This is a genomic window from Pseudoalteromonas sp. SG43-3 (assembly GCF_014164385.1).
Taxonomy (GTDB): domain Bacteria; phylum Pseudomonadota; class Gammaproteobacteria; order Enterobacterales; family Alteromonadaceae; genus Pseudoalteromonas; species Pseudoalteromonas distincta.
The window spans coordinates 91,742-113,144 of record NZ_JACJFC010000006.1 but is presented as its reverse complement, the minus strand read 5'-3'; the positions used below and the strand labels follow the sequence as shown (position 1 = coordinate 113,144).

General features: G+C 38.2%; 16 protein-coding genes. 5 read left to right on the top strand and 11 right to left on the bottom strand.

The genetic code is table 11. The features are described 5' to 3' along the window. Positions 1-87: 87 nt before the first annotated feature. Together H5157_RS07225 and H5157_RS07220 are read left to right on the top strand one after the other, a co-directional pair. The gene (locus tag H5157_RS07225) at positions 88-1,824 is read left to right on the top strand and encodes a proline--tRNA ligase (protein WP_182724435.1); all 1,737 of its coding nucleotides are present in this window, start codon (positions 88-90) and stop codon (positions 1,822-1,824) included. Between the two features lie 217 nt (positions 1,825-2,041). Next, the gene (locus H5157_RS07220) at positions 2,042-2,887 is read left to right on the top strand and encodes a UDP-2,3-diacylglucosamine diphosphatase (RefSeq protein ID WP_182724434.1); all 846 of its coding nucleotides are present in this window, start codon (positions 2,042-2,044) and stop codon (positions 2,885-2,887) included. A gap of 19 nt (positions 2,888-2,906) precedes the next feature. Here H5157_RS07220 and H5157_RS07215 read toward each other — a convergent pair whose 3' ends face one another. From H5157_RS07215 to H5157_RS07200, 4 genes are all read right to left on the bottom strand, one after another. Beyond that, positions 2,907-5,966: an ATP-binding protein gene (locus tag H5157_RS07215; RefSeq protein WP_182724433.1), complete on the bottom strand. Its 3,060-nt coding sequence runs from the start codon at positions 5,964-5,966 to the stop codon at positions 2,907-2,909. Between the two features lie 275 nt (positions 5,967-6,241). Continuing rightward, positions 6,242-7,450 carry an ABC transporter permease gene (locus H5157_RS07210; protein ID WP_182724501.1) on the bottom strand — a complete coding sequence of 403 codons (1,209 nt, stop codon included), beginning with the start codon at positions 7,448-7,450 and terminating at the stop codon, positions 6,242-6,244. Further along, positions 7,443-8,231: an ABC transporter ATP-binding protein gene (locus tag H5157_RS07205; protein WP_024596859.1), complete on the bottom strand. Its 789-nt coding sequence runs from the start codon at positions 8,229-8,231 to the stop codon at positions 7,443-7,445. Before H5157_RS07205 ends, H5157_RS07210 begins: the two co-directional genes overlap by 8 nt. Beyond that, complete coding sequence (locus tag H5157_RS07200; protein WP_096793172.1) at positions 8,228-9,040, bottom strand: DUF3025 domain-containing protein; 813 nt, start codon at positions 9,038-9,040, stop codon at positions 8,228-8,230. Before H5157_RS07200 ends, H5157_RS07205 begins: the two co-directional genes overlap by 4 nt. Positions 9,041-9,153: 113 nt before the next feature. Here H5157_RS07200 and H5157_RS07195 point away from each other — a divergent pair, with 113 nt between their 5' ends. Together H5157_RS07195 and H5157_RS07190 are read left to right on the top strand one after the other, a co-directional pair. Next, complete coding sequence (locus H5157_RS07195) at positions 9,154-10,779, top strand: M28 family metallopeptidase (RefSeq protein WP_182724432.1); 1,626 nt, start codon at positions 9,154-9,156, stop codon at positions 10,777-10,779. Between the two features lie 120 nt (positions 10,780-10,899). Next, on the top strand, positions 10,900-12,069 hold the full coding sequence (locus H5157_RS07190; protein WP_138489105.1) for a putative manganese transporter: 1,170 nt from the start codon (positions 10,900-10,902) through the stop codon (positions 12,067-12,069). 61 nt (positions 12,070-12,130) lie between these two features. Here the strand turns inward: H5157_RS07190 and H5157_RS07185 are convergent, their stop codons facing one another. The 7 genes from H5157_RS07185 to seqA form a co-directional block, all read right to left on the bottom strand. Continuing rightward, positions 12,131-12,496, bottom strand: coding sequence for a DUF805 domain-containing protein (locus tag H5157_RS07185; RefSeq protein WP_182719826.1), 366 nt, complete (start codon positions 12,494-12,496; stop codon positions 12,131-12,133). A gap of 418 nt (positions 12,497-12,914) precedes the next feature. Beyond that, the gene (locus tag H5157_RS07180) at positions 12,915-14,501 is read right to left on the bottom strand and encodes a dihydrolipoyllysine-residue acetyltransferase (protein WP_182724431.1); all 1,587 of its coding nucleotides are present in this window, start codon (positions 14,499-14,501) and stop codon (positions 12,915-12,917) included. 8 nt (positions 14,502-14,509) lie between these two features. Then, the gene (locus H5157_RS07175; RefSeq protein ID WP_165723475.1) at positions 14,510-15,487 is read right to left on the bottom strand and encodes an alpha-ketoacid dehydrogenase subunit beta; all 978 of its coding nucleotides are present in this window, start codon (positions 15,485-15,487) and stop codon (positions 14,510-14,512) included. Next, complete coding sequence (locus H5157_RS07170) at positions 15,487-16,701, bottom strand: thiamine pyrophosphate-dependent dehydrogenase E1 component subunit alpha (RefSeq protein WP_182671603.1); 1,215 nt, start codon at positions 16,699-16,701, stop codon at positions 15,487-15,489. The genes H5157_RS07175 and H5157_RS07170 overlap by 1 nt, the downstream gene beginning before the upstream one ends. A 265-nt stretch (positions 16,702-16,966) precedes the next feature. Further along, a complete protein-coding gene (gene astE / locus H5157_RS07165; protein ID WP_182724430.1) occupies positions 16,967-18,019 on the bottom strand; it encodes a succinylglutamate desuccinylase in 1,053 nt (350 codons plus the stop codon). Between the two features lie 121 nt (positions 18,020-18,140). Next, on the bottom strand, positions 18,141-19,778 hold the full coding sequence (gene pgm, locus H5157_RS07160; protein ID WP_182724429.1) for a phosphoglucomutase (alpha-D-glucose-1,6-bisphosphate-dependent): 1,638 nt from the start codon (positions 19,776-19,778) through the stop codon (positions 18,141-18,143). A 9-nt stretch (positions 19,779-19,787) separates the two neighbouring features. Next, positions 19,788-20,384: a replication initiation negative regulator SeqA gene (seqA, locus tag H5157_RS07155; RefSeq protein WP_002962932.1), complete on the bottom strand. Its 597-nt coding sequence runs from the start codon at positions 20,382-20,384 to the stop codon at positions 19,788-19,790. Positions 20,385-20,604: 220 nt separating this feature from the next. Here seqA and H5157_RS07150 point away from each other — a divergent pair, with 220 nt between their 5' ends. Beyond that, entirely contained in the window at positions 20,605-21,372 is a 768-nt protein-coding gene (locus tag H5157_RS07150) for an alpha/beta fold hydrolase (RefSeq protein ID WP_002962931.1), read from the top strand. The last annotated feature ends 31 nt before the right edge of the window (positions 21,373-21,403 follow it).

Genomic DNA, 21,403 nt, shown 5'->3' with positions numbered 1-21,403 from the left:
AACTCACTTAGCGCTTTAGTGTAAAAGCATCCGCTGTTAAACTTAAGCTCTATTAAAAGAACATAATTACTCTATTTCGGAAAAAACATGCGTACAAGCCAATATATACTCGCAACACTTAAAGAAACGCCATCAGATGCTGAAATCGTATCGCATCAGTTAATGCTTAGAGCCGGTATGATCCGTCGCGTCGCTTCGGGTTTATACACTTGGTTACCCTCTGGTTTACGTGTGCTACGTAAAGTAGAAAACATTGTACGTGAAGAGATGGACAAAGCAGGTGCTATTGAAATGCTAATGCCTGTTATTCAACCCGCTGATTTGTGGGAAGAGTCTGGCCGTTGGAATGAATTTGGTCCTGAGCTTATGCGCTTCACAGACCGTCATAACCGTACGTTTGCACTTGGTCCAACACACGAAGAAGTAATAACTGATTTCGTACGTAAAGAAATAAGCAGCTACAAGCAGTTACCTGTTACTTTATATCAAGTACAAACTAAAGTACGCGACGAACGTCGCCCTCGCTTTGGTGTTATGCGAGCTCGTGAATTTACAATGAAAGATGCCTACTCTTTTCACTTAAGTGAAGAGTGTTTAGATGCGACTTATCAAGCGATGCACAAAGCATACTGTAACATTTTTGAGCGTTTAGGCCTTGATTACCGCCCTGTACTTGCTGATACTGGGTCTATTGGTGGTAGCTTATCTCACGAGTTTCATGTACTTGCTGAGTCGGGCGAAGATGCAATTGCATTTAGTGATGGCAGTGATTACGCAGCTAATATTGAAAAAGCAGAAGCACTAGCGCCAAACGATCCACGCCCAGAAGCAAGTAAAGAGTTAAAAGCATTCCCTACTCCTGACGCTAAAACAATTAATGAGCTTAAAAAGCACTACGGTGTAAAACCTCATCGCGGTGTTAAAACCTTAATTGTTTACGGTGCACCTGATGAAAACGATGCACGTGGTTTAGTGGCGCTTGTACTTCGTGGCGATCATGATTTAAATGAATTAAAAGCTGAAAAGCACCCATTAGTAGACTCCCCACTTGAAATGGCAACAGAGGCAGATATTGTTGCTGCTATTGGTGCAAAACCCGGCTCATTAGGCCCTGTGGGCTTATCTATGCCTATAATTGTTGATAGAGCCGCTAATATCCTTGCTGATTTTGTTGCCGGTGCTAATAAAGACGACGAGCACTTTAGCGGTATTAACTGGGATCGTGACGTAACTGATTACGAAGTTGCTGATATTCGTAATATTGTTGAAGGCGATATGAGCCCATGTGGCCAAGGCGTTTTACAAATAAAACGCGGTATTGAAGTAGGTCATATATTCCAACTTGGCACTAAATACTCAGAAGCGATGAAAGCGGGAGTATTAAACGAAGGTGGTAAAAACCAAACCATGACCATGGGTTGTTACGGTATTGGTGTTTCACGTATTGTTGCAGCTGCTATTGAACAAAACAACGATCAATACGGGATCATTTGGCCAAAATCAATCGCGCCATTCGATTTAGCGATTGTTCCAATGAACATGCACAAATCGCATCGTATTCCTGATATTGCAAATAACCTTTACCAAGGTTTAAAAGATGCAGGTCTTGATGTGTTATTTGATGACCGTAAAGAGCGCCCTGGTGTTATGTTTAATGACATGGAGCTAATTGGTGTACCATTTACGCTGGTGATTGGTGAGCGTAACCTTGACGAGAATAAAGTTGAGCTTAAAAACCGCCGCACCGGTGAAAAGCTAATGATTGATATTGACACTGCAATTGATGCAATTAAAGCGGCTGTTAAAGCGGCTGTTAAAGGTTAATAACACGCACGCTCAAAATAGACTAAAAGGCCGCATTTAAAATGCGGCCTTTTTTATGCGTAATAATAGCTGCTCAATGACTCACCTTTCCTAGCTTTGTAGAAATCATTTAATTACTTGCCTTGGTATAAATTGTCATGGAGGCTTCGCTAAAGTGTCTCATAAGTGTCATTAGATTTATCTACAGTGTTTAATTATTACACTATGGATGACAGGCATGACAAACAATCAACTGCGTAAAAAACAACATTATCCAGCCATTTGGATATCTGATGTTCATTTAGGTTACAAAGATTGTAAAGCTGATTACTTACTTGATTTTTTAAACTCGGTAGAATCCGACACACTTTATTTAGTGGGTGATATTATTGACTTATGGTCAATGAAGCGACAGTTTTATTGGCACCCTTCTCATTATGAAGTATTAAACTGCATACAAACAAAAGCAGCTAGCGGTACACGTGTCATTTATATTCCCGGTAATCATGATGAAGCGTTTAGAAACTATATAAATCAAACATTATTTGGTGTTGAAATCCACCAGCAGTTTATTCACACCACTAAAGCTAATAAACGGTTTTTACTTATACACGGCGACGACTTTGATTCAGCAACTCGTTATAACAAACTTGTTAGTATTGCGGGGGATGCAGGATACGACTTTTTATTATTTTTAAATCGATGGACTAATCGTATACGTAAAATATTTGGCGGTAACTATTACTCGCTTGCATCATGGATAAAAGCTCGGGTACACAAAGCACGAGAAGCGATTAGTGCCTTTGAAGATGCTGCAATTCATGAAGCTAAAAAACAAAACGTAGATGGTATTATTTGTGGACACATTCACCATCCCAAAATAAAAGTAGATGACGGTATTATGTACTGTAACGATGGTGACTGGATTGAGAGCTGTACTGCGCTTGTAGAGCAGCAAGATGGAAAGATAGAATTACTACATTGGTCAGATACACAGTTTATACTCGATAGCGCAGACATAGCTATTCTTAACACGCCTTTAAATACGTCAACAAGTACCAAACCAAAAAAATCAGCTGCCTAGCAGCTGATTTTAAAAACGATTAACTTAACCAAGTAATTAGCTTATCTTTTAAAGTTTGTGGTTTAATTGGTTTTGTAATGTAGTCGTTCATTCCAGCAGCTAAACATCGCTCTCTATCACCTTCCATCGCACTCGCTGTCATAGCGATAATCGGTATGTAAGTATAATCTACCCCTGCCTTACTATTTCTAATTTCACTTGTTGTATCGTAGCCATTTAAATTGGGCATTTGGCAATCCATTAATATAACATCAAAAGCTTGCTCTTCGTTTTCTCTCAGTGCTTCTAAGGCTTCTATACCGTCTGACGCACAAGTGATTTTTACTTTAGTACGTTTTAATATTGCCTTAGCTACTTCAATGTTTATCATATTATCGTCAACTAATAATACATGATACGCAGATAGGTCAGGCTCTACTTGTTCCTCTTCCAAGCCTTTTGGTGGCGCTATAATACAGTCACTACTAGCACCAAATAAGCTGGCCAATTTATAGCTGAATTGATCTTGAGTGAGTGGTTTATTTAAAATATGGCTGCCTTCAGGTAATACCGTTTTGATTGGCTTATCTGTCACCATGTCTCGTAAAATTAAAACATACCTTTTATTAAACTGTTTACAGTAATCAATTAACGCATCAATTTGAGGATGCTCATCATCAATTAATAATAAATCAGCTTCAAACTCTTTGTGCTCACTAAAGTAGTCAAGTCGTACAATGTTTTCTGCTTTTACTTTGCAGGTTAATAACAATAAGTCGCACACGTTTTTATAAACGTTATCGCGCGCTATTAATGCAGCTACGTTAATACTTGTAGCAAGCTCTATACCTGTGTTTAATTTTTTCTCTTGTGCAACGTGTAGCTCAACCGTTGCGGTAAAGGTACTACCCGCGCCCTTTTCACTTATAACCGTAATATTACCACCCATTAACTGAGCAAGTTTTTTACATATAGATAAACCTAAGCCTGTACCACCAAAATGGCGGGTCGTGCTTGAATCTTCTTGCGTAAATACTTCAAATAGTTTGTCTATGTTTTCAGGCGCTATACCAATTCCGGTGTCTTTTATTGTAAAGCTCATTAATAACTTTGAGTCAGTAATGTACTTAGAGCCAACAGTTAAACTTACTTCACCTCTATGAGTAAATTTAAACGCATTATTAACTAGGTTAATTAAAATTTGTTTAAGTCGATGGCTGTCGCCAATAACCATTCTGTCTACTACATCTTTAGTATCTAAAAATACTTCAAGACCCTTTCGTTGCCCTTGTAACGCTAAAGAGCTAATCATATCGCTACATACTGTAACAACATCAAATGTATGATTATCAATATCAAGCTTACCAGCTTCTATTTTAGAAAAATCAAGGATATCGTTTATCAAATTCATTAGTGAATTAGCACTGCTATTTGCTAGTTTTAAATAATGGTATTGTTGTTCGGTTAAGCCATCTTCTTTGAGCATTTCAAGCATACCCAAAATGCCATTCATCGGTGTGCGTATTTCGTGAGAGATATTTGCTACAAAGTCACTTTTTGCATGGCTTGCTGCTAATGCTTGGTCAATTGCACGTTCTAGTTCAATGGTCCTTTGTGAAACCTTTAGCTCCAGAGTACTGTTTAACGCTTCGAGCTCTGATTGCGTATTTTTTAATGAGCTAATATTTCTTAAAATAGCCGCTACCTGATAACGGTTATTATATACATCAAAAATACTGCTAAGCGTAATTGAAAAGTATTGTTTGTTGCCATAACCATCTGTGTAGATAGCTTCAAACGGCATTTTTGAACCGTTTGTAATGGTCTCTTGTATACAATTAGTGTCTGCGTCGTTTAAATTAAACAGCGAGACAAAATCAGGATTAGTGCCTGATATTGAACTACCAAAAACCTCTTTAGCGGTATTATTAAAGTGAACAATTTCGCCGTTTTGCTCAATTGTAAAAATAGCATCCAAAGAATTTTCTATTACTTTATTGTTTTGCTCTTTTAGAGAATTAATTAACAACTTACGGTTTATAAAACGTTGGTATAAAAAGGCAATAACTAAAAATACGCTAAAAAATACCACTAACATTGCAATAAAGCTTTGACGCCTTTCGTTCACCTTTGCAAACAACGTTTTAGTATCAACACTTACACCAAGCTCTAAAGGTAGCATGGCTATATCACCCTCAAACGAAATTCGTTTTTTTAAAGTGTAAGCCACTGGATAATTACTTATTGGTAAAGTGCCTTGCTCTGTCATGGTGGTTGCAGTAGAGAATTCTTCAGACCATGTTTTAGTTTTATTAAATTCAAAACGGAATCGAAGTTGAGGGTTTGGATGATATAAAAATTCACCTTCATTATTCATAAGGTAAACCTGCGTCCCTTGTGGAGATTCAACTGTTAAATCTTCAAGTAATTTATCCGCAAAGTAATTAGTAACTAATATTGCAAATATTTTATTATTTTCATCAAAAACAGGCTTAGCAACACGAAAAGTGCTTATATAAGGTTCTTGTATCTGTCCATTTTCACGGTTGTAGTTAATTGGAGAAATATAAACACTTTTCTTATCAAGCATGCTTGCTTTGATTATGTAATCGCGTTGACCTTTTTTTTGTAATTGCAGACCTTGCAGTCGATTAATCTCTCCAAGTTGATTTCGGTCAACTCTAACAATCTCTTGCCCACCATCTTCGAGCATAATATAGCGAGCTTGCAAAATACTGTCATCGGTCTGCATAAAACCAGTAAAAATACTTGCTAAGCGCTCTTGCCAAACATCTATTGGCGTACCAAGAACAGGATCAATTAGTTTATTTTCATTAGCGCGGGTAATGCCTTGTATTGGTGGTGTAGCATCTAAAAAACGAATGGCGGTAACACTGTCTTTAAGATGTTTTTTTAATGAATAGCTCTTTGTTTCAAGTTCACGCTTTAATTCTATTTGAGCTGAATTATAAACATCACTTCTTACTTTTTGATCGAACAAATACAGAGATGGTAAAGCTATAAGAACAAATATTATTGTTGCAACGAGCATTAATTTATTATTTTTTGTTACATTCAACAAAATATTTCTTTTTAGCATTTACCATCACCATAAATTTTTATTGTTATTAGTATAGAGCATTAACGAAAGAATTGGACCCTCTAACTAATCAGTTATCGTTATAATTTTTATAATAAAAAGACTAAATCATTAGTTTTATTTAGAGCACAACCCTTATGTGAATTTTAAATGAATGGGTTAAAAAATATTGGCTTACAAAATTAATAAATGAGCTATTTTAACTATTAATCGCTTCAAAGTATAAAAGGTAGCAATTGCTACCTTTTATATATTCTTAAAACCCTTTATGTACATTATCTAAATAGCACATCTTCTCTGTTAAACCACTTAACACAAAATGCCAATAGTCCAGCAGCAATGATTGCAGTGGCTAAAAATATTAAGCCTACAAATGTGTAATCAACAGTCCCTTTTACTATTTCTTTAATTGCTAATGCTACGTTTGTAACAGGAATGAATGCTGTTTTAGCATTGAGTTCCATATTTGGCATGATTGAAATAATAATCGGGAAAAATACGCCCATACTAAGTGGTGCCATATAATTTTGCGCTTCTTTAAACGTGCGAGCATAGATAGATATAGCCAGAGCTAAGGCCGAAAATATAGCTGCAACAGGTAGTAATAGTACAAATATCATTAGTAAATCGGTAACTGCTAATGTACTAAATGCGGCTTTAATAAAATCAAGATCGGCAAATGCGAGCGCCAGTGCTATCCAACAGCCCATGCTTAAGACAGTTATGGTTGTGGAGGCAATGGATGTAGTTAACAAAGTTATAAATTTACCAAGCACTAGCTCTGTGCGCGTAATAGGTGTAAGTAGGAGTGTTTCTAGCGTGCCGCGTTCTTTTTCGCCAGCGCCTAAATCAATAGCGGGGTAAGTAGCCCCCATTAGTACTAATGGTATAAGTAAGTAAGGTAAAAACCCGCCAATTTTTTCGCCAAGGTTTTCACGTTTATCGGCTGTATCTACTTTAATAACTTCAATTGGATTAAGAATGGATTTTTGAACAGACTCTTCAATACCAAAACTGACTAGCTTTTGAGTTTGCAGTGCGTCACTGTATTCTTTTGCTAGCTCTTTGACGCGTTCAAATAAAAAGTTGATAGATTTTGAATCATTAAAAACAACCTGCCACTGGCTTTGTTCACCTTTATCTAGTGTTTGCTCAGCATGACTTGGTAAATAAATACCCATATCAATATCGCCAGCGATTACACCTGCTTTAAGCTCATCAATATTGTTAAAGGTTTTATCCCCTTTATAAAGCTCAAAACTTTTGTGATAAAACACTTTATCTGTAAACTCTTGTGCGTATTCACCGTTGATTATCGCGTAAGTATTTACTTTTTGCTCAGCGTCCATTGCAGCTTGCGAGCTTATAAATGCCATTACAGCAAACAATAACGGAAATATAGCAACAGGAAGCGCGACAACAAATAATAGCGTTTTTTTATCGCGTAATAACTCTCTTAATTCCTTTTTAAATACCTCAAACATCATGTTTCTCCGTTAATATATTCATAAACGCTTGATTAAGCTCATCACTATTACCTGCTTGTTTAAACTCTTCTACTGTCCCGTCAAAACAGCTAATACCTTCGTTAATTACAGCGACACGGTCACATAAAAGAGCTACTTCATCTAGATGATGGGTTGAGAAAATAACAGGCGTCCCTTGCGCCTTTAAACCTTTGATAAATTTAATAACGGTTTGTGTTGTCATTATATCAAGACCCGTTGTTGGCTCATCAAGTACCACAACTGCTGGGCGATGAACAACTGCACGCGCTATATTTGCTTTTTGCTTCATACCTGTTGAAAGGTTTTCTGCCCGTTTATCTACAAATTTGTGCATGTCTAGCAATGTAAATAGCTCATCACAACGCGATGCAATATCGCTTTTGTTCATGCCATGAAGCTTTGCAAAATACTCTATGTTTTCTTTTACAGTTAAGCGACCATACAACCCCGTAGAGCCTGATAAAAATCCAATAGACTTACGGCCCAGTAGCGGTTTTTTTACAATATCGTTTCCAGCAATCGTTATTGAGCCTTCATCGGGCTTTAACGCGGTTGAAATCATTCTCAGTGTCGTCGTTTTTCCCGCACCATTTGGGCCGAGCAATCCAAGTACCTCACCTTTAGCGCAACTAAAACTAACGTCTCGTACTGAGTGAAAGTAGTCTTTATCTTCACGAGGATCGATGTCGTCTATTTTATTTTTTTTGTGATCTTTAGTTAGCTTAAATTTCTTTTTAAGCCCAGCAACTTCTATCATGTTCGCATCCTTCGTTTCGCTCTAAAATAATCTGTATTGTTGTAAAAAGAGTCATCTTTGTTTTCGTCATGCCAGCCTGGCACACCTAATAAAGGCAGTGGTGAAAGCTTTTTGTTATCGGCTAAGCAGTTATCTGTATTAATCATCTCATAAAGGGCTTGGTCAAGGTACTGGTATTGAGTTACTAAATCTTTACAAAATATTTCATTCGGTACACAAACAAATAACGCTTTACCCGTTAAACCTATATAAGGCTTTGTTAGCATTTCATAATTAGCATGACCAAACATAAAAGGTTTTATTGTTTTACCCCACTCATGTTTGTGTTCAACGAATGCAGTTTTCCATTGGTGATCGCAAAGCCACTGCTGCCATTTACTCTCACTTATAGCTAATACAACACCACACTCATCAAAAAGCGTTAGTGCATTACGATGCTTAGTACGCTGTTGCAGTCCATGCTCAGCTATATCTTGCACATGTCTATGGTTTATTAACGCTTTGGTTTTTGGAAATAAACACCATATAAACCCACCAAATAAGTCATGCCAATTTTCACTTCGTGTAGGTACAACACCCGTTTCAAAAATTACTTGCTCGTAATACCGCTCGCCAAAGTCTACCTTTGCATCATCTTCAAAAGTAATAGGAATATTATTCTCATTAATAGCAGTTAAAAATGGAGAAAACCACTGCGGCGCCGGCCAATCTGTTAGTTCGTTAACTTTAAATAGCTCACGTAAATGCGCAAATGCACCTGTTTCTAAACTACTGATTTGCCACTGCTCGGGGGGAGTAAAACGCTTCATTTAAACCTTTAACAATTTATGCCTATAATTTACGAGAAGTTTACCGCAAAAACTGGTTCTACTTAATAGAAGTTAATATACTAATCACAACTTAAAACAAAAAAAGAGCTGACATGAAACATTATTTCTCTCTCACACTCCTCGCTACTGCTGTTTTAGCAGGTTGCGCAACAACAAGTATTACACCTACTGATGTAACAAATGGTTATAACAGTATTCAAGCTGATGAATTGGCTAAACATGTAAAAGTACTCGCATCGGATGAGTTTGGTGGCCGTGCTCCTTCATCACCTGGCGAAAAGCTAACGCTTGATTATTTAACTGCGCAGTTTAAAGCCCTAGGTTTAGAGCCAGGTAATGGCGACAGCTACTTACAAGAAGTTCCACTTGTGTCGCTTGAGGCTGATGCAAACATGGTATTAAGTATTGGTGGTAAAGACTATCAATACAAAAAAGACATGGTTATGGGTAGCAGCCGCATAAGCGCACAAGAAGGCATAGAAAATTCTGAACTTGTATTTGTGGGCTACGGCGTTAACGCACCTGAATACAATTGGAATGATTACGATGGATTAGACGTTAAAGGTAAAACGGTTGTAATGCTGGTTAACGATCCGGGCTTTGCAACAAAAGACCCTACTTTATTTACTGGCGACGCAATGACTTATTACGGTCGTTGGACATACAAATACGAAGAAGCGAGTCGACAAGGTGCCGCTGGTGCAATTATTATTCATGAAACAGCACCTGCTTCTTACCCGTGGTCGGTTGTTGAAAACTCGTGGAGCGGCGAGCAGTTTGGTTTTCAAAAAGAAAACAACAACATGGACCGCGTAGCCGTTGAAGGCTGGGTTACAACTGACGTAGCAAAAGAGCTTTTTACTAAAGCAGGTTTAGATTTTGATACCGTTAAAACAAATGCTGCTAAAAGTGCTTACCATGTTGATATGGGCGATTTAACTGCTTCTGTTAATGTTAAAAATACGATTAAAAAATCAGTGTCGTATAACTTTATTGCCACTTTACCTGGTAGTGAGAAACCAGATGAGCATGTTATTTACTCGGCTCATTGGGATCACTTAGGTACAGATAAAACACGTAAAGGCGATCAAATTTATAACGGTGCTCACGACAATGCAACGGGTACCGCTGGGCTAATTGAAGTAGCTGAAGCGTTTACTAAATTACCAAAGCACCCTAGCCGCTCAATGACATTTTTAGCAGTTACGGCTGAAGAGCAAGGCTTACTAGGTTCTAAGTACTATGCAGCTAACCCAGTGATTGCAGCTAATAAAACAGTCGCTAACATAAATATGGATAGCTTAAATTTATTAGGCAAAGTAAAAGACATGAATGTGGTCGGTATTGGTAAGTCACAAATGGATGAGTTTTTAGCAACTGCAGCTAAAGAGCAAGGCAGAACAATATCAGGCGATCCTAAACCATCATCTGGTGGTTATTACCGCTCTGATCACTTCGCATTTGCTAATATGGGCATTCCAGCCATGTACGCAGGTGGCGGCACAGTCGCAGCTGACGAAGAGACAGCTAATTACCGTAAACGCATGAGTTTAGTACTTCGCGGTTGTTATCATCAACCGTGTGATCGTTACCGTGACGAATGGGATTTATCGGGTGCTGTTCAAGACTTACAATTGTTTTATAAAGTAGGTTTTGATATTTCGGAGCAAGAGCAATGGCCAACGTGGAATGCAAACTCAGAATTTCAACGTAAGTAGCATTGGTTTAACATCGAAAAACTCAAAGAGAGTAATCGATTTAAATAGATGTAAATGATATTGATTATCATTTAATTAAAATATACAGTGTTACTAAGTTTATTTAATTGGTAACACTGTATGATTTTACTCTCTCAAATAGGATTTATTACGCCCGCTTCTAAACGCTTTGTTAGCCAAAATAAACGTTTATTATTACCACTTTTTTTACTGGTATGCTTAGCTGTGCCATCACTTCGTGAAATTACAATAACAGCACTAAGTGATGCTTTTTTTCAAGTTAGCGTATTTGTTGCTGCTACATTATTAATTTATTACTACGCCATAGAGCATTTACCTCAATTAGAGCTTAGTTATTTAAGTGCTAAATCGCCGGTATTAGAAATATTTTTTGCTGCCGTTTTAGGTGCCCTTCCTGGATGTGGTGGTGCAATAATAGTGGTTACCCAGTTTACAAAAGGCCAAGCAAGTTTTGGGGCTATTGTTGCTGTTTTAACAGCTACAATGGGAGATGCCGCATTTTTACTCCTTGCCACTCGCCCTACTGAAGGTTTAACCATAATGGCCATTGGCTTAGTAGTAGGCACGCTTTGTGGTGTTATAGTAAACGCCCTTCATGCAAAAGACTTTTTACGCCCAACAAAGCAAGAACAAAAACACCAAGTTAAAGTATTGCCAACTCGTATAATTAAAATAAGCAAACCCGTTTGGATGTTCGCTATTATTCCAAGCCTCATTATTGCTTTTTTAATTGCATTTAATGTCGACTTTGATCAATTTGGAAAATACACAGGCACAAGTATTAGTATTTTTGGTGCTGCAATGGCGTTATTTACTGTAACTATATGGGCGTATTCTTCTAAAGGTGAAAGCTATAAAGAAGTAACCTCAGAAGACGATGAATGTAATCCACCTTCTAAAATTATTAAAGTACTTCAAGACACACACTTTGTGACCGCATGGGTAGTGGCATCGTTTATGTTGTTTGAGATTTTAGTAAATATTGCAGGGCTTGATTTAAAAAACTGGTTTGCACATTATGCTTATTTAGCCCCACTTATTGCTGTGGTGATTGGTTTTTTACCAGGTTGTGGTCCGCAAATAATTGTTACTACGTTATATATTCAGGGGATCATTCCATTTAGCGCATTAACTGCTAATGCAATATCTAACGATGGTGATGCGTTATTTCCTGCAATTGCAATGGCACCCAAAGCGGCTGTAATTGCGACTGTGTATACATCTATTCCTGCTTTGGCCGTTGGCTATGGCCTTTACTTTTTAAGTTAAAATTGCCATAAACAAAAAAGCTCAGCTATTGCTGAGCTTTTAGGATGTTAACTTATTTTATTTATACGGCTGCTGGCTCTGCAGCTAGTTCTTTTGGATTTGGGCCATAATCGTTCTCACCTTCATGTGAGTCTTGTGCAAGAAAAACAATTAAAACAATCCAACCAATTACTGGCACTAACCAAAGTAACTGCCACCAGCCTGAACGACCAGTATCATGAAGGCGACGTGCACCAGCACTTAAGCCAGGAATTAATAGCGCTAAGCTATAAATAGAGCCAATGAACATTGTACCTAGTACACCATCAATCGCATTACAAACTACCGAAAAAATGAAGTTAAATAATACAAACATCCAATATGCTTTACGACGATTACGGCCTGAAAAATCCGCGTAGCTGCGAAGCGCGTTCATATAATGTTCCATGAAATTTCCTTAGTGTTATTTTTTTATATTCCCTAACGGGGTTAACTTTATTACTTTTTAGTAACACATGTATCTTAAATAAAAACAGACTCATTTAAAACAAAAAACCAGCAAATTGCTGGTTTTTTTATTAGGGCGTGTTGACCTTTGCGGATTGTAATTTGTTCAATCTAGGGGCGATTTAATCGCGGCGCGAGGTTTGTAACCTAGTGGGCTAAGTAAAAACCGAGCAACAAAGAGTTTATCGCCCCTAGGCAGAACCCGAAGGGCAGCGCATGTTTGGCTTTTATGCTGCGTTATCGCCTACTTATGGGGAGTAACCACACTTCATAGGCTCTGCCTTGCCTAAAAACCAAACATACTGCTGCAAATTCAATCATCAAAGATCAACACGCCCTAGGTTTAAACAATTATATTATTAACTCATTGCCATCATCATTGCCGATGGGTTTTCTAAGTACGATTTCCATAGGTTATTAAAGCGTGCAATAGTGCCGCCATCAATAACGCGATGATCGCCAGACCAACTCACTTGCATAATAGCTTTACTCACAACTTGGCCACTTTCATCAAAACGCGGTAAGTGCTGCAGTTTACCCAATGCAACAATAGCCACTTCTGGTTTATTAATGATGGGGGTTGCGATAGTGCCGCCAATTGCACCAATATTAGAGATGCTAATCGTCCCTCCTTTTAAATCATCCGGTGCAACACGCCCTTCTCGCGCAGAATGAGTTAAGCGGGTTAAATCATTAGCCACATCAACAACACTCTTACTCTGGCACGACTTAATATTAGGCACTAACAAGCCAATTTTTGAATCAACCGCTATACCAATATTATGATCGTTATAATAGGTAAGCTCTGAGCAATCATCATTCACTTTTGAATTCAGTACAGGGTACTCTTTCATTGCTAGCGAGAGTGCTTTTACAAAAAATGGCATCATGGTGAGCTTAACGCCTTGTGCTTTGTACTGCTCTTTTAAGGAGCTTCGCAAAGCTATAAGCTGTGTTAAGTCGATTTCATCACTAAAAGTAAAGTGCGGAATAGTTGAAACCGAAGCCACCATTTGCTTGGCCATGGCCGCTTTAATGCCTTTAATTTGCTCTACTCGTACGCCACCGCTTTGATTCTGTGTTTGGTTTTGTACTGCACTTTGAGAAGCATCGCTATTAAGCGGTGAAGTATCAATAGTATTTGGCACTTCGCCTTTTACAAACTCTTCAATATCTTGCTTGTAAATACGTCCATTTTTTCCACTACCTGGTACGCACGTTAAATCAACATCTAGCTCACGTGCTTTACGACGAACTGCAGGCGACGCCACCGCTTTTTGATTGATAACCTTTGCAGCTTGCTGCGTTTTAACAGAGACAACTTTTTCAGCGACGGCATTAGTTTGAGCCTTTACGACCGCTTGGTTTATATCAACATTTGGCTTTACTGCACTGCCTGCAATTGTCATTTGAAACAACGAGCTATGTACTTTTGCTATTTCACCTTTTTGGTAATATAGTTTTTTTACTGTGCCTGTATATTTTGCCGGAATTTGTACTAATGCTTTGTCGGTCATTACGTCACAAACCGCTTGGTCTTCTTCTATTTCATCGCCTTCTGCGACTAACCAATCAACAATCTCACACTCAACAATACCTTCACCAATATCTGGTAGTATAAAGTCTTCAACTACATCAGATGCATTGTTATTAGTTTGATTTTCAGCTTGAACAGGCTCTTCTACTACTTCATTACTCGTACTATCACCAGTTACATCCATAGCAAATAAAGGAGCATGTACTTTAGCAATTTCACCTTTTTGATAATATAGCTTTGAAATAATGCCATCATGCACTGCTGGAATTTGTACTAATGCTTTGTCTGTCATCACATCACAAATTGGCTGGTCCTCAGATACGGTATCGCCTTCTTGAACTAGCCACTCAACAACTTCGCATTCAACAATGCCTTCACCAATATCGGGTAATATAAAATCTTTCGCCATGGTAACCCCTAAAAATCCATTGATTGTTTAATTGCAGCCAACACTTTTAGTGCGTCCGGTACGTATTCTTTTTCAAGTGCCAACGGGTATGGTGTATCTAGACCACATACACGTAAAATTGGCGACTCTAAATGCAAGAAACACTCTTGTTGTATTGTTGCTGCTATCTCGGCACCAAAGCCATTAGTTATAGGCGCTTCATGGCTCACGATTAAACGGCCGGTTTTAATAACCGATTTAGCAATCGTTTCAACATCCCATGGTAAAATACTACGAAGATCTATTACTTCACAGCTTATACCTTGCTCGCTTGCTTGCTGTGCTGCCTCTTCAATAATCTCCATTTGAGCACCCCACGCTAAAAGCGTAATATCGGTACCCTCTTGTACTACTTCAGCCGTGCCTAATTCAATACTATAATCTTCTTCTGGCACTTCGCCTGTTGATGCACGATATAAACGCTTAGGCTCAAAAAATATGACAGGGTTATCATCTTTAATAGAGGCACGTAATAAACCCTTAGCTTGATAAGGGTTACGCGGTACAACCACTTTTAAGCCCGGTGTATGTGCAAAATAAGCTTCGGGTGATTGCGAGTGATATAAGCCACCAGCAATACCACCGCCATAAGGCGTACGAATAGTTAAGTTACCTACATTAAATTCATTACCACTGCGATAACGAAATTTAGCGGCTTCATTTACTATTTGATCAAACGCTGGGAAAATATAATCAGCAAATTGAATTTCTGCCAATGCAGGCGCACCAAATGCCGCTAAACCATTAGCAAAGCCTAAAATACCTTGTTCGGTTAAAGGCGTATTAAAAACGCGATGCTTACCGTACTTTTCTTGCAAACCTGATGTTGCTCTAAATACACCACCGAAGTAACCAACATCTTCGCCAAAAATACAGGCTTGAGGGTGTTCGTTCATCGTAATATCGAGGGCAGAGTTAATTGCGTGGAGCATGTTCATTTTAGCCATTACTTAATTCTCCCTGCAGTTACTGGGTAAGCATCTGGATGCTGTTTTATATGTTCTTTTAATTGCTCGTACTGACGTTGCAATAATGGAATTGGTGTATCGTAAACGTCAGATACCAATTCTTCTAAAGCGGGCTTGTCAACAACTTCAGCACGCTTAAGCGCTGCTAAAATTTCTTCACGAATCGACTCTTTTGCTTTTATATCGTCTTCTTCGTTTAACCAATCTTGCTTGACCAACCATTTTCTAAATTTATCAATAGGACAGATTTGATTATTTGCCTCTTCATCTTTAGAGCGATAACCACTGGGATCGTCTGATGTAGAATGCGCGCCTAATCGATAAGCAATCGATTCAATAAGCACAGGCTCACCTTGTGTTGAGGCTATTTCGCGTGCTTTTTTGGTCGCTGCATACACAGCAAGTGCATCTGTGCCATCAACACGAATTGTTTTAATACCATAACCTACACCACGCGACGCAATACCATCGCCTTTAAACTGTTCATCAGCAGGGGTAGATATGGCATAGCCGTTATTACGTGCAAAAAATATAACCGGCGCTTTGTGAACAGCCGCCATATTTAAGCCCGCATGAAAGTCACCTTCTGATGCAGCACCTTCACCAAAGTAACAAATAGTCACGTTATCAATTGTGCTTGCAAGCTCACCCGTTTTAGCGTCGATATGCTTTATTTTTTGACCATATGCATAACCTGTTGCCTGTGGTATTTGCGTACCCAGTGGCGATGAAATCGTCATGTAGTTTAGCGCTTTAGAGCCATAATGGATTGGCATTTGGCGACCTTTACCTAAATCCAATTCATTTGAGAACATTTGGTTCATAAATTGATCGAGTGTAAAACCACGATAATGTAGTGCTGCTTGTTCACGATATTGAGCCATGATCATATCATCTTGATCAAGTGCAGCAGCAGAGGCTGTAACTGCGGCTTCTTCGCCTAGGCATTGCATATAAAAACTAACACGACCTTGGCGCTGCGCGCCTTGCATACGTTCATCTAACAAACGTATAAAACGCATTGTTTCATATAACTTAATAGCGGTATGTTTTGAAATATCAGGTGCGGTTGCACTAGGATGAATGTCGCCGTCCTCAGTTAAAATACTAAGGGTTGGAATATTAAGTGCTTGGCCATCAATAAATTCAAGCTCGTGGTTAATATTCAGCGATACGTTATTTGGATTACTCATAACCTACCTTCTTTTGTTGTCGGTAAAACAGTGCCCCTTTAAATTATTATTGTGGGTGATTGTTGCTGGTTAAACTTTGCAACATCTGCACTATCTTTAATTAAAGCTGCCAACACTTTACGTTAACGTAAAGTGTTATTCAACACATCTGGGACGAAACAAAAGCAAATACAGGTTAAATAAGTGGCAAGTTAACGATACGGTTACTTTAATTAATAGTAATCATATAGTTAACTTGAAGCTACCAGTGGTCTGATGAGTTTAATTAGACGAAATTGCTATCAATATCCATTGGAATAACAGTAAGCAGTGCTCTTTGGCCTAATGCTACGCTCGCATTTGGAAATATAATAGCCTCACCTTCAACGTCAGCGTAAATCGCTGTATCACCGTCGGTTGCAAGTAGTTCACCTTTCGCAAAGCCAGTAAAGTTCTCAGCATCATCAGAAAAAGGGAAACTAAAATCATCCTTTGTTCTATTAATTGTGCGGTGCACTGCAAATAACTCAAACTCACTTGCATTAAAATCAGGGCATTTAACTTCATTTTGGCTAATTAATGCAGTTAATGTTTGCTTTGTTTTTTCAAAGCGGGCCATATCATTTTGGCCAAATGGCTTAACCTGACCCAGCTCTACCGTAAACGAGTCTGCACCATGAACAAACGACGAATAATAGCTAAACGTTGTTGCAGGAGATTTCATCATAAGTACGGTATTTACACCACAGCTCAATAAAAATTGTAACTGTGGCTTTTTCCATGGCTTACCATGTAAAAATGGATACACAGCAAATTTTTCGTTTTTAGAGCCTCTAATTGCAGTGTGTAAGTCGTAATGACATCGGCTACTGCCTTGCTGGCCACGGGCATAAAAGTCACTTACGTATTGCTCAAGCTTTGCAGCGCGGTTTCGCTCATTATTCATTGGTACACCTTCAACTGTATGGTGACCATTAAATAATCTATTTAAGTTTTCTTCTACAAAACGCAGGCCAATATTAATTGATTGTGGATTACCATAAATAAATAAAACACGCTGCTTAAGGACTAGCTCACCTTTTATAATTTGTTTAATGAGCGTATCACAAATTTCAATTGGCGCAGTTTCGTTACCGTGTACGGCGCTTGAATAAATTACATCTTTGCTTGTTTTAACAGCAGGTTGAAACTCAATTACACCGGTATCGTGTATATTTACACAAGTTCCATTATCTAAAACAAATTCACCTGCATCTAAATGCCATTCGTTGTCACGACTAAGCGTTAAAAAATCGCCCGTTTGTTTTAATTCATTTAAGTAAGATGGATTGGCTGACATGTAATAAGCCCTTTAAAAATAATGTGAGAGTAAACTCTTATGCATATATTTTTATAAATACACAAGGTATAGAAACGAAAACGGCTGAATAAATCAGCCGTTTTAAAATTATTAGATTAAGTTAGCTTATAACTGAATCTACAAGCTTTTTAGCTTCTTTTTCAAGTAACGCTAAATGCTCTTCACCTTTAAATGATTCAAGGTATATTTTATAAATATCTTCAGTACCTGATGGACGCGCTGCAAACCAGCCATTTTCAGTGACCACTTTTAAACCACCAATTGCCGCATCGTTACCTGGTGCATGAGTCAGTTTTTGCAAAATAGGTTCGCCAGCAAGTGTATCTGCTTTAACATCAGAAGCACTTAATGCTTTTAAACGTGACTTTTGGCCGCTTGAGGCCGGTGCATCAAGGCGTTTATAAATTGGAGAACCAAACTCTTGTTCTAGTTCTTTATAAAGCGCTGATGGAGTTTTACCTGTTACTGCAAGTATTTCTGCAGCAAGTAGTCCCATAATAAAGCCGTCTTTATCTGTACACCATACAGAGCCATCAAAACGTAAGAATGCAGCACCTGCGCTTTCTTCGCCACCAAGTGCAAGCTTGCCTTTGCTTAAGCCTTCAACAAACCATTTAAAGCCTACGGGTACTTCTTTTACTTTTCGATTATTGCGCGCTGCTACTTTATCGATCATAGAGCTAGAAACCAGTGTTTTACCAATCTCTACTGTTTCATTCCAATCACGGTGTTTAAGTAAGTAATCAATTGCCACTGCTAAAAAGTGGTTTGGATTCATTAAACCATCTGGCGTTACAATACCGTGGCGATCGTAGTCAGGGTCGTTACCAATAGACACATCAAAGTCATCTTTTAATGCAATAAGGTTTGCCATTGAATAAGGTGATGAACAATCCATACGAATTTTGCCATCTTTATCAAGTGGCATAAAAGCAAAACGTGGGTCAACAACATCATTAACGACGGTTAAATCTAAATTATATTTTTTAGCAATAACAGGCCAAAAATTAATACCTGAACCACCTAGTGGATCAATACCAATTTTGATACCTGCATCGCTAATGGCTTTTAAATTAACGATATTTGCTAAATCATCAATATAAGGAGTCATTAAATCTTCGTAGCGAATAAAGCCTGAACGTGAAGCTTTAGCGAATGGGAATAACTCAACTTCAACCAAGTCTTCTAATAAAAGTTGATTTGCTCTGTCTTCAATCCATTTAGTAACGTCGGTATCAGCAGGTCCGCCATTAGGTGGGTTGTATTTAAAGCCACCATCTTCAGGAGGGTTATGCGAAGGCGTAACAACAATACCGTCTGCAAGCTCATTTGGGTGTAGCTTGTTATGGCTAACTATGGCGTGGCTGATAACTGGCGTTGGTGTAAAGTCACCGTTTACTTGCGTTATCACTTGCACTTCGTTAGCAACTAAAACTTCAATAGCTGAATTAAATGCAGCCTCACTCAGTGCGTGTGTGTCTTTACCTAAAAATAACGGACCAAAAATATCATTTTGTTTTCTATAATCACAAATAGCCTGAGTAATTGCTAAAATGTGTGACTCATTAAATTTAACATCGTAAGAACAACCACGGTGGCCTGATGTACCAAAAGCAACACAATGCTCTGGATTTTGTTCAAGATCAGGTTCGTTTAAGTAATACGCAGATACTAATTTAGGTACGTTAACCAGTGCTGATTGTGGAGCAGTTTTGCCTGCGCCTGAGTGAATAGCCATTATATTTCCTTACAGGTAATCGCGAATTTTTTCAGCTTGCTCTGCACTATATCCAAGGCAAAGAGCAACTTCATGAAGCATCATTTTTTTACGCGTTGTATTAGAATTTGTCATAACCCAATATTCACTATCAGTTATGTTTTTAGGGTTCATACTACTACCGCTATTTACTAAGGCTTCTTTACTAGTAGCAAAGTAAACACGGTCACGCCCTTTAATATCTAGTACAGCCGAAAAATCAGTTTTATGTGTGCGGTAAAATGCACTTAAAATAAACAAAAAGCGCCCAACAACACCCTTTTGCATTGCCAGCTCTTCTTTATTTAATACATTAAAAACATTATCGCTTTTTTGCTTCACGGGTGCGTGAGCTACAGGCGTTTGTTTTTTTGAAGTCTCAGCAGCAGGTAGCTCTGAGCTTTTTAATGTGGCGGTAGACGTAGTCGCAGTTTGATTATTTTGAGTTAGTTCTACGTTTGCGGTTTGAATTTTTTCGCCGCTCAGATTTAATAAACGACGTAAAATAGTGGATGCACTTTCACCAATACTTTGCGTATTGCTTGCAATATACTGATATAACTCGTCGTCTATGTCGATTTGTTTCATGTTCTTCCTGTCATTACGGGTCACATTTTTTTCTCCCGTGTGATTATACCCAAACCAATCAGAAATGCGAGTTACAACAAGCACTCCCGTAAACATATTAATATTTACTAGATTGTTGTTGATTTAACAAACAAAAGCCCAATTTATTAAATAGTCGCTGTATTTTTTGCTTTTTAGAGCAATGCTCGGCAAACTATGGCGAAATTTTCAGGAGGCGTGTATGCAGTTAAATTACAAGCAACAAGGGCAAGGCCCTAATGTTATTTTGATCCACGGACTTTTTGGATCATTAGAAAACCTAAATGTAATCGCAAAACCATTAAGTGAACACTTTAATGTTATTAACGTTGATTTACGCAACCACGGGCTTTCTCCTCATAGTGATGAAATGAACTACCCTGCAATGGCTCAAGATATTGTCGAGTTATTAGCACATTTAAACATAGATAAAGCTCATTTAGTTGGTCACTCTATGGGTGGGAAAGTCGCAATGGAATTAGCACTAACACACCCTGAACTGGTAAATAAATTGGTTGTACTTGATATCGCACCTGTTAGTTACCCTGCTCGCCACACAAAAATATTACAAGCATTAAAAGCAGTTTCAACGCAGTCAATAGACGATAGAAAGCAAGCTGATGCAATTATGCAGCCTTATATTGAAGAGCTGGGGGTTCGACAGTTTTTACTTAAAAGCCTCGCTAAAAATGAAGAAGGTCATTTTGCATGGCGATTTAACCTAAATGTGCTTGACGAAAAATATTCGACAATCACGTCCAATGTTAATGAAAACAATTCTTGTTTATGCGATACTCTTTTCATCAAAGGTAATGATTCTGACTATATATTGCCCGAGCATCGTACTGCAATTACAGCACGCTTTAAAAACACCAAGGCTAAAATTATTCATGGCGCAGGTCATTGGCTTCATGCTCAAAAGCCTCTTGCTGTTAATAAAGCGATAAATGACTTTTTAACTGCGGTTTAAAGCAATTTTAATCGCGTGTTTTTAATTCAGC

Coding starts and splice junctions, on each gene's coding strand:
- pgm (WP_182724429.1), bottom strand. CDS start 19,778: ATGGCTATTCACTCAGGCGCAGGCAAAACTGCTCCACAATCAGCACTG.
- H5157_RS07190 (WP_138489105.1), top strand. CDS start 10,900: ATGATTTTACTCTCTCAAATAGGATTTATTACGCCCGCTTCTAAACGC.
- H5157_RS07180 (WP_182724431.1), bottom strand. CDS start 14,501: ATGGCGAAAGATTTTATATTACCCGATATTGGTGAAGGCATTGTTGAA.
- H5157_RS07195 (WP_182724432.1), top strand. CDS start 9,154: ATGAAACATTATTTCTCTCTCACACTCCTCGCTACTGCTGTTTTAGCA.
- H5157_RS07210 (WP_182724501.1), bottom strand. CDS start 7,450: ATGTTTGAGGTATTTAAAAAGGAATTAAGAGAGTTATTACGCGATAAA.
- H5157_RS07205 (WP_024596859.1), bottom strand. CDS start 8,231: ATGATAGAAGTTGCTGGGCTTAAAAAGAAATTTAAGCTAACTAAAGAT.
- astE (WP_182724430.1), bottom strand. CDS start 18,019: ATGTCAGCCAATCCATCTTACTTAAATGAATTAAAACAAACGGGCGAT.
- H5157_RS07185 (WP_182719826.1), bottom strand. CDS start 12,496: ATGGAACATTATATGAACGCGCTTCGCAGCTACGCGGATTTTTCAGGC.
- H5157_RS07225 (WP_182724435.1), top strand. CDS start 88: ATGCGTACAAGCCAATATATACTCGCAACACTTAAAGAAACGCCATCA.
- seqA (WP_002962932.1), bottom strand. CDS start 20,384: ATGAAACAAATCGACATAGACGACGAGTTATATCAGTATATTGCAAGC.
- H5157_RS07170 (WP_182671603.1), bottom strand. CDS start 16,701: ATGAGTAATCCAAATAACGTATCGCTGAATATTAACCACGAGCTTGAA.
- H5157_RS07200 (WP_096793172.1), bottom strand. CDS start 9,040: ATGAAGCGTTTTACTCCCCCCGAGCAGTGGCAAATCAGTAGTTTAGAA.
- H5157_RS07220 (WP_182724434.1), top strand. CDS start 2,042: ATGACAAACAATCAACTGCGTAAAAAACAACATTATCCAGCCATTTGG.
- H5157_RS07150 (WP_002962931.1), top strand. CDS start 20,605: ATGCAGTTAAATTACAAGCAACAAGGGCAAGGCCCTAATGTTATTTTG.
- H5157_RS07175 (WP_165723475.1), bottom strand. CDS start 15,487: ATGGCTAAAATGAACATGCTCCACGCAATTAACTCTGCCCTCGATATT.
- H5157_RS07215 (WP_182724433.1), bottom strand. CDS start 5,966: ATGCTAAAAAGAAATATTTTGTTGAATGTAACAAAAAATAATAAATTA.